Genomic DNA, 15,992 nt, shown 5'->3' with positions numbered 1-15,992 from the left:
CGCCGGCCGGCTCGGCGAAGGAGTCCCACCATGGCACCACTGCTGCTGTCGACGCCCGGATCAGACGCAACGGACACAGACCGGCCCGCGGGGGTCCCGCGGGGCGAAGGCCGGGTGGACCTGTCGATCGGCACGTCCAATCAACGGCTGCACCGCGACCTGGCTGCGGCGCGGGCCGGCGGTGACACCGACCGCTACGACGACCTCGAGTCGACGCTGCACCTGGCGCTGCGCGACTACCGCGACAACAGCATCATCGCCGGCCTGCGATTGACCCCGGTCGCGCACGTGACCGACTCGCTGAGCTGGTCCATGCTGGGCACCGGGATGCAGGCTGCGGCCCGCGCACATCAGGCAATGGCCACGTTGGAGGACAACGGCAAGCTTTGGGACCTGACCCGGCTTGTCGCCGCGCCGGACCCCGGACGGTCTCCCCGCCATATCGACGCGGCCGTGCTCGAGTTGTTGGCGACGGGAGCGGGATGTATCCACGGCTGGACACCCCCGAGTCGGCGTCGAGACGTCCGTTGGATATTCACCGCCACCGGCCCGCTCCGGGACCGCCTTCTCGGTCTCGGATTTCAGTTGATCACCCTCGCGGAGCGGGGCGCCGCCCCCGGGGAAACCTCTGAGACCTGTTTCTGCACGCTGGATCCGGGGTCAGCGATTCGGCATATCTGTTCGCATCGCGGCCAATTGGCGTACAGCTTCCGGCACGTGGACGTCGGCCTGCGCAAAGCCGAGCTGGTGCAATGCGCGATCGCCTACAGCGCCGACGTCACGCTGGGAGGATGTGAAAGGTGAAGTCGTAGTCGGCGATCCGCACCTGGTCGCCGTCGTTGAGCACGGTTGCCGACCGGATTCTCTGCCGCTCAACCTCGACACCGTTGGCCGATCGCAGATCGTGGATGAGGTAACTGGCACCGGTATCGATGATCACCGCGTGCTGCCGGCTTACCTCGGCGTGGTCGAGCACGATGTCGTTATCGCCCAGTCGGCCGATTCTGGTGGCCGCACCGATGAGCGGATAACTGTGACCCGAAGCGTCGCGCAGGCATGCGGCGCTGGCGTGCCCAAACGACCCGGTGCGTCTATCGAGCACGGTGAGCGTGGCGGTGGCGGTGGTCGACGCCGCCTTCCTCACGTCGAGCGGTTGCTGATGCAGGATCCGCTCGTGCAGCGCACACAGCGCCGGGCTGGGGTCGATGCCCAGATCGTCGGCGAGCGCCTGTTGCAGCCGGCGATAGGCACCCAGCGCATCCGCCTGGCGATCGTGGACGTAGTACGCGGTGATCAGCTGCGCCCACAGCGGCTCGCGGTAGGGGTGTTCAGCGGTGAGCTGTTCGAGCTCGGCGATTACGGAATACGGTCGACCGCAGGCGATTTCCGACTCCGCCTTAGCGGTGTAGCCGAGCAGCCTCTCCTCCATCATCGACGTGGCAAAGGTGTCGGTGAAGGCGAAGTCGCGGAGGTCGTCGAGCGCCGGCCCGCGCCATTCGTCCAGGCCCGCAGCGAGGTGCCGACTGGCATCCTCGAATCGCCCGGCGGCGGCGGCACGAACCCCGGCATTCTTTTCCGCCAAGAACCGGGCCAAATCGCAGGCGTCGTCCGGGATGCCGAGCTGATAGCCGGGTGGTGCAGCGGCCAGCACCGCCTTCCCGTCGATCCCGATCAGCTTGCGCAGATTGGACACATAGGTATGGATGTTCGCCCGCGCATCCGCGGGAGGTCGCTCCCCCCACAGCCCGCCGATCAGCGCTTCCATCGCGACGGGTCGGTTGCGGTTGATCACCAGCATGGCCAACACCGCTCGCTGTTTGGGGCCGCCCAATCGCACCACGTTGCCGTTGGTGCTCATCTGCAGCGGCCCCAGCACGCCGATCAGCAGGTTGTCGTTGACCACCGCACGTATCAGTCCTCTCGAGTACGTTCGCGCCACCGCCGCGATCCCGGTATCACCGAGTGTGACCCTTTTCCGCACGCGCAGACGCAAAAGCACCCATTTCGCACGGAAACTCCGGAGGCCCCGCGTTTTGGAACCCGGCGCGGTCAGGCTGAGGCGGCAAGCACCCGTTCGTCCTCAGCGGCGAACGTGTCCTCCAGTTGCAGCGGAGAGTAATCCAGGTCGATCTCGCCCAGCGGGCGCCCGCGGGCGCTGCTGATGGTGCCGAATCGCCGCATCCCCTTATCGGCGGAGTACCGCATCAGGTCGTCCGTCGACAAGCCGAACGGGATGTCCGGGGCGTACAGCGCCGACCCCTGCTGGGTGAGCTCGAGCGCCAGCGGGATCAACTCGTTCATCCGGGTTTCGAACACCGTCCAGTTGGCGTCGTCGGCCGCGACGTGGCGCCGGCAGGTGAAGGTCCCCCAGGCCATGTGGCGCCGCTCGTCGTCGCCGATCCGCCGGATCAGTTCCTGCATACCCGGCAGGATGGCGTGCTCGACGCAGATCTTGTGCCAGGCGTAGTAGCCGGTGAGCGCCAGCATGCCTTCGACGATGTGGTTGTAGGTCACCGACGCCCGAATCTGGGCGGCCGGCGAGGGGTCGTCGGTCAGCGCATTGAGTGCTTCCGGCAGTTCCTCATTGAAGACCTGCCGGTAGGCCGGCAGATCGTCGAGGAACCGGTGCAGGTCGTCGCTGACCCCGACCGCGTCCAACCACATCCGGAAGACCTGGGTGTGTTTGGCTTCTTCGAACGCGAACTGGGTCAAATACATCTCGTCGCCCAGCCGGTCTTCGGCCCGCATCGCCGCCATGAACGGCTGGATGTCCTTGGTGACCGCTTCCTCGCCGGCGATGAATTGGGCGCACAGTCGGGTGGCATATTCACGCTCCCGGTCCGACAGCTTCTCCCAGTCCGCACGGTCGCGGGAGAAGTCGATGTCGGCGGGATTCCAGAATTTCGCGTTTCCTCCGGCAAAAAGCTTGAGCGGCAAGCTGTTCCAATTGAGCCCGCCACCGGCAAGCGAGCCGTAGTGTGTTCGCGTCACGAGGTGACCTCCTTCAGGTCGGTCTGGTAGGCATGCGTCCGCTCGAAGGCAGCGGCCAGCACCGCGACCAGCCGCCGTACCGCCAGGGCGGGCTGTTCGGGGCTGGGCTCGTCGAGTCCGAGGATCGGGTCCATCCCGCGCACATACGGTGCGAGCGCCAGATGCGGGAAGATCAGCAGCAGCAGGGATATCAGCGCATCGGTATCGCAGTCGCCGCGCAAATCCCCGCGGGCGTGGGCTTCCCGCACCAGGGGCCGCAGCACCTCCAGGTAATGGCGGTGAATGACGTTGCGCACGCTGATCCGGGCGTCGGTGTCGACTTCGAAACTCGCCGCGGCGTGCAGGGCGCGCTCTCCGGGATGTTCGGCGAAGTAGGCGACCCAGTCGTCGAGCAGGTCGGTGAGGAACTCGAAAAACGGTCTACTGGGATCGAGCTCGATGATGCGGGCTTCCATGTAGGAACGCACCCGCTGGCTGGCGACATCGGCGATGAACGCGTACAGGTCGCGCTTGTCGGCGAAGTACTGGAACAGGCTGCCCTTGGCGACACCCGCCCGCCGCGCGATGACGTTGAGACTGCCCTGGGAGAACCCGTGCGCCCCAAACTCCGCCTCGGCGGCTTCGATCACGGCAGCGCGGCGTTTCGGATCCACGCGAGCCCATGTCACGGTCGGCATCGGTTCCTCCCGGGGGACGATGACCACTGGTCATTCTAATGTGAGGCACGTCACGTTTCAAGGCTGCGGGTGCTCACCGTGGATTAGCCGTCGGCGGATTGCGCCGCGGCACGATGCGGGCGTTGGGCAGCGGTGGCGCCGGGAGTCGCGCGATCGCCCCGCGGTAGCCGTCGACCCGGCCGAACCGGTCGGATTCGTTCTGCCAGGCTTCGCGGAACGCGAGGATCTCGTCATGGCTGCGGCCGACGAAGTTCCACCACATCACGATCTGCTCGCCAAACGGTGTGCCGCCCAACAGCAGTGCCCGCCCGGGCACGTCGGTGGGGTTGATGATCGTCAGGGTGGCCACCCCGGTGCCCACGTAGCCGATTTCGCCGCGCGCCACGGCGGTGTCGGCCAACAGCAGCGACTCGGTGTCGACCAGCAGGCCATGCTCGAACTGGGGTGAGACCGCAAGCTGCAATCGAGCGCCCGGGTCGATGGCGAGTTCGGCACCCAACAGCGGGGTGAAGGTGCGCAGCGGGGACGCTTCCCCGGCCAGCTCACCCAGGAAAACCCGGGCGCTTCCGCCACCGAGATCTACCGGCGACGGGGCGTAATGCTGGAAGTCGCGCGCGGCCTCGCGCGCCGCGTCCGGCAACGCCACCCACAGCTGAGCGCCGTGCAGAACCGTGGTCTGCGGCGTGGAGACCTCCGAATGACAAATGCCGTGCCCGCCGGTCATCAGGTTGATCTCGCCGGGACGCACCAGCGCGTGCACACCGCCGGAGTCGCGGTGTTCGATCTCCCCGGCGAACAGCCAGCTGACGGTCTGCAGGCCGGTGTGCGGATGCGGCGGCACATCCATCCCGGGACCCACGGTGTCCGGACCGTAGTGATCGGCGAAGCACCACGCCCCGATGAGCGAGCGCTCCTTCTGCGGCAGCGTGCGGTGCACGGTCATCGCCCGCGGTCCGCCCAGCGGGACGGCCCGCGTGCTGAGCACCTCGACCACCGGGCGGCCCACCGCGTCGCGCGGGCACGGACCGGCCTCGGCGCGCTGTTCGGTGGGGTGGGCGTCGGTGTTGCTCACCGGCGTCCACTCCCATGGCGGCGACCCGCTGCACCCGGCTCCGCCGCCCTGGCGATCGCCTCAACCCCACGGCGGCGACCCGCTGCACCCGGCTCCGCCGCCCTGGCGATCGCCTCAACCCCACGGCGGCGACCCGCCGCGCGCGTGATCGCCTGGTCAGAAGTTGCGGACGTGGGTGCCACCTTCGTCGATGCCCCACGTCACGATGCGTCGCGGCTTGATGACCAGGATGTCGCCGCTGAAGGCGTCGGCGGCCGGACGCTCACCGGGCAATGCCGTGGCAACGCCGCGAATCTCGATGCCCCGGATGTTGCGCGGCTGGGCGACCACCTGGTCGACGATGAACGACACCTGCGGTTCGCGGACGGCGTTGCGCCACTTCTGCGTATTGGCCAGGATCGGCCCCCAGACCTCGATCGTGGCGTCGTCCGCTCCGAGGTGCAGGTTGACCGGCCGGACCTGCGGATCCCCCGCCGGACCGACCGTGCACAGCCGGCCGATCGCTTGTTGGCGCAGGAATGCCAGTTCAGCAGGGGTGAACGCCATAGTGTCTCCTCCGGTTCGCCGTGGGAATTCGCGTTGGGCCGATCGTAATCACCGGCGGTGAGCCGAGCACGATTAGGTCGGCTCTCTTACGATTTCCACCGACAAGCTCCCCGTGATCGCTTTAGCATCGGGTGGGTGTCAGCGCTGAGTACCGCCCGCGGCCCCGTCGATACCGCCGATCTCGGCGTCACCCTGATGCACGAGCACGTGTTCATCATGACGACCGAAATCGCGCAGAACTATCCCGAAGCGTGGGGCGACGAGGACGCCCGGGTCGCGGACGCGATCCAGCGCCTCAACGAACTCAAAGCGGCCGGCGTGGACACCATCGTCGACCTGACGGTGATCGGGCTGGGCCGCTATCTACCCCGCATCGCCCGCGTCGCGGCCGCCACCGAGCTGAACATCGTGGTGGCGACCGGCCTGTACACCTACAACGACGTGCCGTTCCGCTTCCACTATCTGGGGCCGGGCACGATGATGGACGGTCCCGAGGTGATGACCGAGATGTTCGTCCGCGATATCGAAGAAGGCATCGCCGACACCGGCATCAAGGCCGGAATTCTCAAATGCGCCACCGACGAACCGGGAGTGACCCCCGGGGTGGAACGGGTGCTGCGGGCCGTCGCTCAGGCGCACATACGCACCGGGGTGCCGATCTCCACGCACACCCACGCCGGGTCGCGCCGCGGACTGGAACAGCAACGCATCTTCGCCGAGGAGGGCGTCGATTTGTCCCGGGTGGTGATCGGCCACTCCGGTGACACCACCGACCTGGGCTACCTGGAGGAGTTGATCGCCAACGGCTCCTACATCGGCATGGACCGCTTCGGGATCGATCTGATCCTGCCGTTCGAGGACCGGGTCGACACGGTGGCGCGGATGTGCGAACGCGGGCACGCCGACAAGATGGTGTTGTCACACGACGCCAACTGCTATTTCGATGCGCTGCCCGAAGACCTGACTTCGGTGGCGGCCCCCAACTGGCATTACCTGCACATCCACAACGACGTGATTCCCGCGCTCAAGGCCCGCGGTGTCACCGACGAGCAGCTCCGAACCATGCTGGTGGACAACCCGCGGCGGATTTTCGAGGCCCAAGGCGCCTACGCTTGACCCAGGTTTTTGTGGACAGCGAGTTCGCGCCGCTGCGGACCGTGGTGCTCGCCCGCAGTGAACTCGCCCTCCCGCCGCGGATTCACGACGACCCCGACATGCACTTCCTGCCGGACGCCGCGGCGGTCGCGTTCACCGGCGACCTGCGCGACGCCGACCCGGGCCGACAACGCGCGTGGGAGGTCGAACGTGCGGCGCTGCAACAACTCCTGGAGGCCTGCGGCGTACAGGTGCTGCGTCCTCGCCTGCTGACCGACGCCGAGAAGGCGGCCGCCCGGACCGACGGCTACGCCAACTTCTTTGCCCGCGACCCGTTCTTCACGATCGGCGAACATGTCATCGAGGGATCGATGCGGTTCCGTCACCGACGGATCGAGGTGCTGCCGATGCGCGGCGTCTTCGCCGCACACGTCTACCCGTCCAACGCCCGCTACGTGGCCGTGCCGATGCCGGAGGTGGCCGACGCCGACGACGCCAGGCTGGGGCCCGGGCCGTTCTTGGAGGGCGGGGACGTGCTGGTGCTCGCCCAGCACGTCTTTGTCGGACGTTCCGGACTCGCCTCCAACGCTGCCGGGATCGATTGGTTGGGCAAGTATCTGGGCCCGTTCGGCTATACCGTCGAGCAGGTTCGGCTACATCCGGGTGTCCTGCATCTGGATTGCGCGCTCAGCCTGGTCCGCGACGGGCTGATGATCGTGTGCCCGGATGCCTTCCTTGACGGCATCCCGGCGCTGCTGCGGGAGTGGGACCGGGTCGAGGTGTCGCTGGCCGACACGGCGCGGCTGGCGACCAACGGCCTGCCGATCCGCCCGGATGTCTATGTCACCGACCCGCAGTTCACGTCGATCGGCGCCCAACTGGTCCGGCGGGGCGTCACCGTGGAGTACATCGATTTCCAGATCTCGCGGTCGTTCGGCGGCTCGTTCCGGTGCAGCACCCAGCCGCTGCACCGGGCGGCGTGACGCTCAGCGTGCGATCGGCTCGGGGTCGTCGGTGATGGCGCTGTCCAGCGGTGGGACCGGGTGCTGTTCACGGATTTCCCAGCGACGCAGCGCTTCCCGGCACGGCGATTCGACCAGCGCATAGCTGACGGCGGCCAGCGCGATACCGAACACCAGGGTCAGGGCCAACGTGATCGGCATGTCGCCGCTGAACGCGAACCGGCCGATCACCGGGAACACCATGTCCAGCGCCGCCAGATGCCAGATGAACAGCCCATAGGACCAGCGGCCCAATGTCACCATCGGCGCGCTACCCAGAATGCGGTGCGGCGTCTCGGGGCGATCCAGCACCAGCGGCGCCAGCAGGCAACCGGCCAGCAGCGCGCCCATCGCGGTGCGCACCACGAACTGATTCACCGTGGCCGGGGTCATCCCGGACGGGCCGGCCAGTGGTGACGCCGACACCAGGTAGGCGAGGACCGCGACACCGGCGACCCATACCGGCCGGCGCGCCAGCCGGTGCACCCAGCTGATCGGGCTGACGGTCCACTCGGCCAGCAGCATGCCGGCCCCGAACCAGGAGGCGTAGGCCGGCGCCCAGTTCAACGGGTTGGCGCCGTGGGCGGCATGGATCGGCAGGTAACCCCAGCCGAAGCTGAGCACCATGACGGCGAAGATCGCCGGTACCCGGGCCCGCACCGGCAGCCGGCGCGCCAACAGCGCCAGCCCCGGCAACGCGACGTAGAAGCTCACCTCGACCGCCAGGCTCCACATCTGGGTCAGGCCCGCGGTCAGCGTCAGCGGCACATAGATCTGGGTCAGGGTCAGGTTGGCCAGCCACACCGTGAGGCTGGCGCCGGCGGCGTCGGGCAGCAGCAGCAGGATCACCACCACCGCCACCAGGTATGCGGGCATGATCCGCACCACGCGGGACCGCAGATAGTGGCTGGTCGGGGGAACCCGGCGCAGGCCACGTGCCGCCGCCGCGTGTCCGCGCCACAGCAGGAATCCGGACAGCGCGAAGAACACCGCAACCGCCAGGTCGAAGCGACCCAGCAGCCGGCCGCCGACACCGGATGAGTGACCGGTCTGGAAGGCGACATGGGTGACCACCACACCGATGGCCGCGCACGCACGCATGCCCTCGACCGCGGGCAGGAAACTGCGCGTCCCGCCCACCTGCTGATCGTCGCGCACAACGACAAGTGTGCCCGGCCGCGCCGCATCGCGAACCCCGAGGTTCCACACGCTTTGTTAGTGTTCAATCCGGTCTTGCGTCACGACCCAAGCCGACGGCGATGGGCACACCCCGACGTGATGGGCTAGAAGGAGGGCTCGGCAACGTGAACCGAGCAGTCATGCTGCGTATCGCGGCATGCGCCGCCATGGGACTCGGTGCGGCCCTGTTGATCGCCGCGCTGCTGTTGTCCACCTACACCGCGGACAAGATCGCCAAGATCCCGCTCGACGTCGACGCCACGCTGATCAGCGAAGGCTCCGGCACCGCGCTCGATCCGGCCTCCCTGCAGGGCGAGAAGGTGATCGTCAGCAAGGATGTGCCGCTGGCGTTCCAGCAGCAGATCAGTGTCGAGTCGCCGGCCAACGCCGATGTGGTCACCCTGCAGGTCGGCTCGTCGGTCCGGCGCACTGATCAGCAGAAAGACAACGGGCTGCTGCTGGCGATCGTCGACACCGTCACGCTGAACCGCACCACGGCCGAGGCCGTCGCCGACGACTCCCATCCCGGCGGATCGGTGCAGAACCCGCGCCCGGTCGGCGACGAGAATCCGCCGACCTCCAGCCCGGTGCCGCACGAGGGGCTGTCCTACCGGTTCCCGTTCCACACCGAGCAGAAGACCTACAAGTACTTCGACCCGATCGCCCGGCAGGCCTACGACGCCAAGTACCAGGGCGAAGAGGACGTCAACGGGTTGACCACCTACAAGTTCGTCCAGAACGTGGGCTGCGACGACAAGGGCAAGCCGAAAGACCCGGTGCGCTACATCTCGCTCTACGGGCACGACGAGGACGGTCAGATCACGACGTCGGCGTCGATGTGGGGCATCGAGAGCGACAACCCCGACGAGCAGATCACCATGACCCGCTACTACGCCACGCAGCGGACGTTTTGGGTCGACCCGGTGTCGGGGACCATCGTGAAGTCCCGCGAGCACGCCAACCAGTACTACGCGCGCGACCCGCAGAACCCCGAGCTGACCCTGGCCGACTACAAGATCACCTCCACCGAGGAGACGGTCGAATCCCAGGTCAGCGCGGCCCGCGATGAGCGGGACCGGCTTTCGTTGTGGTCGCGGGTGCTGCCGATCAGCTTCACCGCGACCGGACTGATCGCGTTGCTCGGGGGTGCGCTGCTGGGCTGGTTCGGTCTGCGCACCGAGGCGGCGCGGATCGATCCGGGCCTGGACACCGCCGAGCACGGCTTCTTCGAGGGCTTCTTCGGTGGCGCCGGCCGCAGCAAACGGGCCGATGAACCGGTACCCGGCGCGGAGGCCGTCACCGAGAAGATCCCGGCCCAGTTCCCCGGCCTGCAGCAAGAGGCGAGGGCGTCCGAGGAGACTCCACCCGATGACGACGAGCCCGAGCAGGATTCCACGGAACATCCGTAGTCCGCGGTGAGCCGGCTGCCGCGCTGGGCCGGACCCGGATACGCGCTGCTGCTGGCGGTGCTGGCGGTGGCTCCGCTGCTGGGCCCGGGATACCTGCTGCTGCGTGACGCGGTGTCCACCCCGCGGTCCTACCTGACCGACGCCGCGCTGGGTCTGGGTGAGTCGGCGCCGCGCGCGGTCCCGCAGGATTTCGCGGTCGCGGTGGCCTCCGGCCTGATCGACGGCGGTGTGGTGGTCACGGCGCTGCTGGTGGTCGGGCTGTGGCTGGCCGGCTGCGGCGCCGCCCGCCTGGTGGCGACCGGGCTGCCGGAAGCTGGGCGACCCGGACAGTTCGTGGCGATCACCCTGGCGATCTGGAATCCGTATGTGGCCGAGCGGCTGCTGCAGGGGCAGTGGAGCCTGCTCGTCGGGTACGGCTGCCTGCCGTGGGTGGCGGCGACGGCGCTCGCCCTGCGCGGCCGGCGCGGGTGGCTGGGCCTGACGTTCTGGGTGGCGCTGGCCGGGCTGACACCGACCGGGCTGATGCTGGCCGCCACGGTGGCGCTGGTGTGTCTGCTGGCAGCCGAACGTCCCCGAACGCTGGGTGCCGTCGCTGCGCTGGGGATTGCGGTGCTGGCGGCGCTGCCCTGGTTGACGGCGTCGGTGTGGGGTTCGTCGGGTTGGGCGGCGCCGGGCGCGCCCGGGGTGGCGGCGTTCGCCGCCCGCGCCGAGCCGGGTTTGGGCACCCTGGGCAGTCTGGCCAGCCTGGGCGGCATCTGGAATGCGGCGGCCGTCCCCGCGTCCCGGACCACGCTTTTCACGCTGGCGGCGGCCGCGGTGCTGTTGGGGGTGGTGGCGGCCGGGCTGCCGGTGGTGCTGCGCCGCCGGGCACCGCGCGCCCTGCTGGTGCTGGCCGCGGTGTCGGTGCTGGTCCCGGCCGCGCTGGCGACCGGACCGGGGATGGCCGCGCTGTCGTCGCTGATCGATGCCGTACCGGGGTTCGGCGTGCTGCGTGACGGCCAGAAGTGGGTGGCGCTGGCGATGCCCGGCTACGTGCTGGCCGGTGCGGGTGTGGTGCTGGCGGCCCGCCGTTGGCTGGCGCCCGCGGTGACGGCGTTGCTGTGCTGCGTGGCGTTGACGGCGGTGCTGCCGGATCTGGCCTGGGGCGCCGGGGGCAAGGTGGCGCCGGTGCACTACCCGGCCGGGTGGCGCACGGTGGCAGCGCAGATCAATACCGATCCCCGCCCGGTGACGGTGCTGCCGGCCGGATCGATGCGGCGGTTCGCGTGGGCCGGCCCGGCACCGGTCCTCGACCCGCTGCCACGCTGGGTGCGCGCCGAGGTGTTGGTCACCGGTGATCTGAGCGTCGCTGGGCGCACCGTGCCCGGCGAAGGGGCCCGGGCCCGTGGCGTGCAGGCGCTGCTGCTGGCCGGGGCGGATCCCGCCGAGCTGGCCCGCGCCGGGGTGGGCTGGGTGCTGGTGGAAGCCGGAACCGCCGGGGACCTCGGGGCATCAGCGCGAACGTTGGACACGTTGCCGGTGGCCTACCGTGATGCCGACCTGATCCTGTACCGGGTGGGCGGGGATGCCGCCGGGGCATCAGCGGGGCGGCGGCATGCGGCGTTGATCGCCCATCTGGTGTGGCTGGGGTTGCTGTGTGTCGGTGCGCTGGGCGCCGCAGTGGCCGGTTGGCGTCGCCGTGGTCAGGCTGAAGAGCCGGTCAGCGGGTCACCGCACCGATGATTCCCAGCAGCAGGATCAGCGTGAGAAACAGTGCCGGGATCGCCAGCGGAATCCACAACCACCATTTGCCGCGGGCGGGCGGCTCGGGCGGTGGCGCCCACACCGGCGCGGTGCCGCCGCCGTAATAGGTCGACCACCACAACGCATATTCATGCGCCTGGCGGGCCTGGGCACGTAAGGTCTTGCGCGCGCTGGCGTTCTGGGACAACGAGATCGGGTTCCACAGGATTGATCCGATGCTCCACCAGCCGGCCAGCATGCAGTGTTGTTGGGCGGCGTCGATCGCGGCGACGCACTGGGCATAGCTGCCGGTGACCGTGTAGCGCTGATTGATCCAGATGATGACGGCGCCGCTGTGTTTGACGGTGCGTACCTGAAACGTCGGTTCGGCCGGCGGCGGTGGATAGGCGGGTTGCTGCTGCCCAACGGGAATCGACACCGTTCATCGCCCCCTTCGGTTGGCTCGCGACTCTGCCCGCAGCGATCCTAACCAGCCACCGGGACCACGGTGAGCACTAAAATTGCCGGGGCACACCGGTCTTAGAGCACGCCGCTGACGTAGCGGCCGACATGGACCGAGTCGAGCACCTCGCGCATGGCGTCGGCGCTTTGCCGCCAAGAGAACTCGGCGCTGCGCGCCTGCGCCTTGTCTCCCAGCTGCTCGCGCAGCACCGGGTCGGTCAGCAGTTGCTCGAGCCGGCCCACCAGTTCGTCGTGGTCATCGACCAATACCCCGGTCACCCCGTCGACGATGGAGTCGGTCAATCCACCCGAGGACCGGTAGCCGATGGTGGGCACCCGGTGTTGGGCCGCCTCCACCACCGCCAGACCCCAGCCTTCTTTGCGCGACGGCAGCACATGCACCCAGGACCGTTGCACCACTTGATGTTTGGTGACGTCGTCGATGTGACCGTGGAACGTCACCGCATCGGTGATGCCGAGCTGGGCGGCGTGGTCGACCAACCGCTGATGCCACCACCCGCCGCCGACGATATCCAGGTGCAGATCGCGCATCCGGGTCCGCAACGTCGCGACCGCCTCCAGGGCGTCCTCGATCTGCTTGTGCGGCACCAGCCGGGAGAGCACCACAACCCGTGGGGCGGCGGCCCGATCACCGGACAGGGTGTCCCGCGGTGCTTCGTCGAGACCGTTGCGCACCACGGCGATGCGCGCGTTGTCCACACCGAGGTCCACGAGGTCACGCGCCGACGGCAGCGACACCGTCACATACTGGTGGCGGCGATGCAACCGCGGCGACAACGACGACTCGACGAACCAGCCGATCCGGCCCAGCAGCCGCCCGGCCACCGGCCACTGCTCCCGGTGACAGTGGTGCACCAGGACCGCCACCCGACGTCCATAGGCCAGCCGGGCCAGGAACGGCAGACCGTTCTGGGTGTCGACCACCACGTCCGGACGCACCCCGCGCAGCGGGCCCAGACCGATGCGGGCCCCAGCCATCGCCGCCAGCGCCCGCAGGTACACGGTGTAGCGACCGCCGCTACGGGAGATGGAAACGCCGTCGACGACTTCGCGGCGCGGGGCGCCGGGATAGCGGGCGGTGCGCAGTGTGACGGCGACGCCGGAAGCGGCCAGGTGGGCACCGATGCGCTGCAGGTAGGTCTCGCTGCCGCCGCCCTGAGGGTGTCCGGTATCGCGCCAGCACAACAGCAGCACGGCGCGGATCTCGGACATTGGGTAATAGCGTAGCGGCGATCGCAAGCCCGGCCGAGCCGGGCGCAGCGGGTCACCGCCACCAGCCCCGCGGCGATCGCAAGCCCGGCCGAGCCGGGCGCAGCGGGTCACCGCCACCAGCCCCGCGGCGATCGCAAGCCCGGCCGAGCCGGTCATGCCCGCGACTGTGAAGCCAGGTTCACCGTCGACCAGCGTCCAGCGTGAAGCCAACTGCACGCTCGGCGGGTGGCGGGCGGGTGCAGCGCAGCGGCATAGCCGGCTGCATAGGCTGGGCGGATGGCCGCCACTCCAGCGACCGAGCTGGTCGCCGCACGGGCGACGCTGTCGCGTTCGCTGCGACTGCTGGCGCAGTTCCGTTACGAGCAGCGCGAACCGGCCCGGTTCTACGGAGCCCTGGCCGATGACACCGCGGCGCTGGTCAACGACCTGTGGCGGGGCACCCACGGCGACTCTCCGACCGGACGGACGGTGCTCGACGTCGGCGGTGGACCCGGATATTTCGCCAGCGCGTTCACCCGGGCCGGCCTGCACTACCTCGGCGTCGAGCCCGATCCGGGCGAGATGCACGCCGCCGGACCCCGCCCCGGCGGGTCGGCGGGCACGTTTGTGCGAGCCTCGGGGATGGCGCTGCCCTTCGCCGACGACAGCGTGGACATCTGCCTGTCGTCCAATGTCGCCGAGCATGTGCCCGAGCCCTGGCGGCTGGGCGCCGAGATGCTGCGGGTGACCAAGCCCGGCGGCCTGGCGATCCTGTCCTACACGGTGTGGCTGGGTCCGTTCGGCGGCCACGAAATGGGACTGACCCACTACCTGGGCGGAGCCCGGGCCGCCGCGCGCTACACCCGCAAACACGGACATCCGCCGAAGAACAACTACGGCTCGTCGCTGTTCGCGGTGTCAGCTGCAGCGGGCCTGACATGGGCCACCAGCACCGGGGCGCTCGTTGCGGCGTTCCCCCGCTACCACCCACGATGGGCGTGGTGGATGACCGCGGTTCCACTGTTACGCGAGTTCGCGGTGAGCAATCTGGTGCTGGTGCTCGCCCCGCGCGCAGCTAATGACTGAAACAGGTTCTAATTCTGCCGATCCCTCGGTAGGGTTGGCGCCATGACCGAGCGCACCGCGACCGAATACGACAAGCTTTTCATCGGCGGCAAGTGGACCGCCCCGGCCACCGGCGAGGTGATCGAGGTCCACTGTCCGGCCACCGGCGAGTACGTCGGCAAGGTTCCGCTGGCGACCAAGGCCGACGTCGACGCCGCTGTCGCCGCCGCCCGGGTCGCCTTCGACTCCGGACCGTGGCCGTCCACCCCGCCGGCCGAGCGGGCCGCCATCATCGCGGCCGCCGTCAAGCTGATGGAGGAGCGCAAGGAGGAGTTCACCGCATTGCTGGCGGCCGAGACCGGCCAGCCACCGATGGGCGTCGAGACCATGCACTGGATGAGCTCGATCGGGGCGCTGAACTTCTTCGCCGGCCCCGCCGTCGAGGAGGTCAGCTGGCAGGAGGTCCGCACCGGCGCCTACGGGCAGACCATCGTCCACCGTGAGCCGTTGGGTGTCGTCGGTGCGATCGTGGCGTGGAACGTGCCGCTGTTCCTGGCCGTCAACAAGCTGGGTCCGGCCCTGCTGGCCGGTTGCACGGTGGTGCTCAAGCCAGCCGCCGAGACCCCGCTGAGCGCCAACGCCCTGGCGCAGGCGTTCGCCGACGCGGGTCTGCCCGAGGGGGTGCTGTCGGTGGTGCCCGGCGGTGTCGACACCGGTCAGGCGCTCACCTCCAACCCCGACGTGGACATCTTCTCCTTCACCGGCAGCTCGGCCGTCGGCAAGGAGATCGGCAAGCGTGCCGCCGACCTGCTCAAGCCGTGCACGCTGGAGCTCGGCGGCAAGTCGGCGGCCATCCTGCTCGAGGACGTCGACCTGGCCTCGGCGATCCCGATGCTGGTGTTCTCCGGGATCATGAACACCGGGCAGGCTTGTGTGGCCCAGACCCGGATCCTGGCGCCGCGCTCCCGCTACGACGAAATCGTGGATGCGGTCGGCGCTTTCGTGCAGTCGCTGCCGGTCGGCCTGCCGGATGACCCGGGCGCCCAGATCGGGTCGTTGATCAGCGAGAAGCAGCGCGCCCGGGTCGAGGGCTACATCGCCAAGGGCATCGAGGAGGGCGCCCGGGTGGTGTGCGGCGGCGGTCGCCCGGAGGGTCTGGACAGCGGCTTCTTCGTGCAACCCACGGTGTTCGCCGACGTGGACAACTCGATGACCATCGCCCAGGAGGAGATCTTCGGGCCGGTGCTGTCGATCATCGGCTACGACACCGAGGACGACGCGATCGCGATCGCCAACGACTCGGTGTACGGGCTGGCCGGCAGCGTGTGGACCACCAACATCCCACGCGGCATCGAGATCTCCCAACAGATCCGCACCGGTACCTACGCGATCAACTGGTACGCATTCGACCCCTGCTGCCCGTTCGGCGGCTACAAGAACTCCGGCATAGGCCGCGAGAACGGCAAAGAGGGCGTCGAGCACTTCACCCAGCAGAAGAGTGTGCTGATGCCGATGGGCTACACCCTGGAGGCCTGAGCCAGTCGTCGCCGGGTCTGCGAGC

General features: G+C 68.9%; 15 protein-coding genes. 7 read left to right on the top strand and 8 right to left on the bottom strand.

Annotated features, from left to right (window positions below; genetic code table 11):
• The first annotated feature begins 30 nt into the window (after nucleotides 1-30).
• Complete coding sequence (locus tag AC5Y36_RS10210) at nucleotides 31-804, top strand: hypothetical protein (RefSeq protein WP_500040767.1); 774 nt, start codon at nucleotides 31-33, stop codon at nucleotides 802-804.
• Here the strand turns inward: AC5Y36_RS10210 and AC5Y36_RS10205 are convergent.
• The 5 genes from AC5Y36_RS10205 to AC5Y36_RS10185 all read right to left on the bottom strand — a co-directional run bounded on the left by AC5Y36_RS10205 (nucleotide 779) and on the right by AC5Y36_RS10185 (nucleotide 5,286).
• Complete coding sequence (locus AC5Y36_RS10205) at nucleotides 779-1,903, bottom strand: BTAD domain-containing putative transcriptional regulator (RefSeq protein WP_500040766.1); 1,125 nt, start codon at nucleotides 1,901-1,903, stop codon at nucleotides 779-781. The two genes, AC5Y36_RS10210 and AC5Y36_RS10205, sit on opposite strands and share 26 nt — an antisense overlap.
• Nucleotides 1,904-2,049: 146 nt before the next feature.
• Nucleotides 2,050-2,991: a R2-like ligand-binding oxidase gene (locus tag AC5Y36_RS10200; protein WP_500040765.1), complete on the bottom strand. Its 942-nt coding sequence runs from the start codon at nucleotides 2,989-2,991 to the stop codon at nucleotides 2,050-2,052.
• Entirely contained in the window at nucleotides 2,988-3,668 is a 681-nt protein-coding gene (locus tag AC5Y36_RS10195; RefSeq protein WP_500040764.1) for a TetR/AcrR family transcriptional regulator, read from the bottom strand. The genes AC5Y36_RS10200 and AC5Y36_RS10195 overlap by 4 nt, the downstream gene beginning before the upstream one ends.
• A gap of 73 nt (nucleotides 3,669-3,741) precedes the next feature.
• Nucleotides 3,742-4,740 carry a pirin family protein gene (locus AC5Y36_RS10190; protein ID WP_500040763.1) on the bottom strand — a complete coding sequence of 333 codons (999 nt, stop codon included), beginning with the start codon at nucleotides 4,738-4,740 and terminating at the stop codon, nucleotides 3,742-3,744.
• 156 nt (nucleotides 4,741-4,896) lie between these two features.
• Nucleotides 4,897-5,286, bottom strand: coding sequence for a PPOX class F420-dependent oxidoreductase (locus AC5Y36_RS10185; RefSeq protein ID WP_500040762.1), 390 nt, complete (start codon nucleotides 5,284-5,286; stop codon nucleotides 4,897-4,899).
• 135 nt (nucleotides 5,287-5,421) lie between these two features.
• Between AC5Y36_RS10185 and AC5Y36_RS10180 the strand changes: the two genes are divergently transcribed.
• A complete protein-coding gene (locus tag AC5Y36_RS10180; protein ID WP_500040761.1) occupies nucleotides 5,422-6,402 on the top strand; it encodes a phosphotriesterase family protein in 981 nt (326 codons plus the stop codon).
• Nucleotides 6,399-7,364 (top strand): dimethylarginine dimethylaminohydrolase family protein, encoded by a 966-nt coding sequence (locus tag AC5Y36_RS10175; protein WP_500040760.1) that lies wholly within the window; start codon nucleotides 6,399-6,401, stop codon nucleotides 7,362-7,364. Before AC5Y36_RS10180 ends, AC5Y36_RS10175 begins: the two co-directional genes overlap by 4 nt.
• Nucleotides 7,365-7,367: 3 nt before the next feature.
• Here the strand turns inward: AC5Y36_RS10175 and AC5Y36_RS10170 are convergent, their stop codons facing one another.
• A complete protein-coding gene (locus AC5Y36_RS10170; RefSeq protein ID WP_500040821.1) occupies nucleotides 7,368-8,483 on the bottom strand; it encodes an acyltransferase family protein in 1,116 nt (371 codons plus the stop codon).
• Between the two features lie 203 nt (nucleotides 8,484-8,686).
• Here AC5Y36_RS10170 and pgfA point away from each other — a divergent pair, with 203 nt between their 5' ends.
• Complete coding sequence (pgfA, locus tag AC5Y36_RS10165) at nucleotides 8,687-9,970, top strand: cell envelope lipid trafficking protein PgfA (protein WP_500040759.1); 1,284 nt, start codon at nucleotides 8,687-8,689, stop codon at nucleotides 9,968-9,970.
• 6 nt (nucleotides 9,971-9,976) lie between these two features.
• Nucleotides 9,977-11,692, top strand: coding sequence for an MmpA family trehalose lipid delivery protein (locus AC5Y36_RS10160; protein WP_500040758.1), 1,716 nt, complete (start codon nucleotides 9,977-9,979; stop codon nucleotides 11,690-11,692).
• Here AC5Y36_RS10160 and AC5Y36_RS10155 read toward each other — a convergent pair.
• Complete coding sequence (locus tag AC5Y36_RS10155; protein WP_500040757.1) at nucleotides 11,670-12,131, bottom strand: hypothetical protein; 462 nt, start codon at nucleotides 12,129-12,131, stop codon at nucleotides 11,670-11,672. The two genes, AC5Y36_RS10160 and AC5Y36_RS10155, sit on opposite strands and share 23 nt — an antisense overlap.
• A 101-nt stretch (nucleotides 12,132-12,232) precedes the next feature.
• Nucleotides 12,233-13,387, bottom strand: coding sequence for a glycosyltransferase family 4 protein (locus AC5Y36_RS10150; protein ID WP_500040820.1), 1,155 nt, complete (start codon nucleotides 13,385-13,387; stop codon nucleotides 12,233-12,235).
• Between the two features lie 276 nt (nucleotides 13,388-13,663).
• Here AC5Y36_RS10150 and AC5Y36_RS10145 point away from each other — a divergent pair, with 276 nt between their 5' ends.
• Together AC5Y36_RS10145 and AC5Y36_RS10140 are read left to right on the top strand one after the other, a co-directional pair.
• Nucleotides 13,664-14,452: a class I SAM-dependent methyltransferase gene (locus AC5Y36_RS10145; RefSeq protein WP_500040756.1), complete on the top strand. Its 789-nt coding sequence runs from the start codon at nucleotides 13,664-13,666 to the stop codon at nucleotides 14,450-14,452.
• A 42-nt stretch (nucleotides 14,453-14,494) separates the two neighbouring features.
• Nucleotides 14,495-15,967: an aldehyde dehydrogenase gene (locus tag AC5Y36_RS10140; protein WP_500040755.1), complete on the top strand. Its 1,473-nt coding sequence runs from the start codon at nucleotides 14,495-14,497 to the stop codon at nucleotides 15,965-15,967.
• Nucleotides 15,968-15,992: the final 25 nt, after the last annotated feature.

Source organism: Mycobacterium sp. NGS50, from assembly GCF_059812545.1.
The sequence above is the reverse complement of the archived record's forward strand: the minus strand, read 5'-3'. Positions and strand labels throughout refer to the sequence as shown.

What these genes read in the sequence shown, in the direction of transcription:
- AC5Y36_RS10210 (WP_500040767.1), top strand. Translation starts at nt 31, where the DNA reads ATGGCACCACTGCTGCTGTCGACGCCCGGATCAGACGCAACGGACACA.
- AC5Y36_RS10195 (WP_500040764.1), bottom strand. Translation starts at nt 3,668, where the DNA reads ATGCCGACCGTGACATGGGCTCGCGTGGATCCGAAACGCCGCGCTGCC.
- AC5Y36_RS10185 (WP_500040762.1), bottom strand. Translation starts at nt 5,286, where the DNA reads ATGGCGTTCACCCCTGCTGAACTGGCATTCCTGCGCCAACAAGCGATC.
- AC5Y36_RS10170 (WP_500040821.1), bottom strand. Translation starts at nt 8,483, where the DNA reads ATGCGTGCGTGCGCGGCCATCGGTGTGGTGGTCACCCATGTCGCCTTC.
- AC5Y36_RS10150 (WP_500040820.1), bottom strand. Translation starts at nt 13,387, where the DNA reads ATGTCCGAGATCCGCGCCGTGCTGCTGTTGTGCTGGCGCGATACCGGA.
- AC5Y36_RS10145 (WP_500040756.1), top strand. Translation starts at nt 13,664, where the DNA reads ATGGCCGCCACTCCAGCGACCGAGCTGGTCGCCGCACGGGCGACGCTG.
- AC5Y36_RS10140 (WP_500040755.1), top strand. Translation starts at nt 14,495, where the DNA reads ATGACCGAGCGCACCGCGACCGAATACGACAAGCTTTTCATCGGCGGC.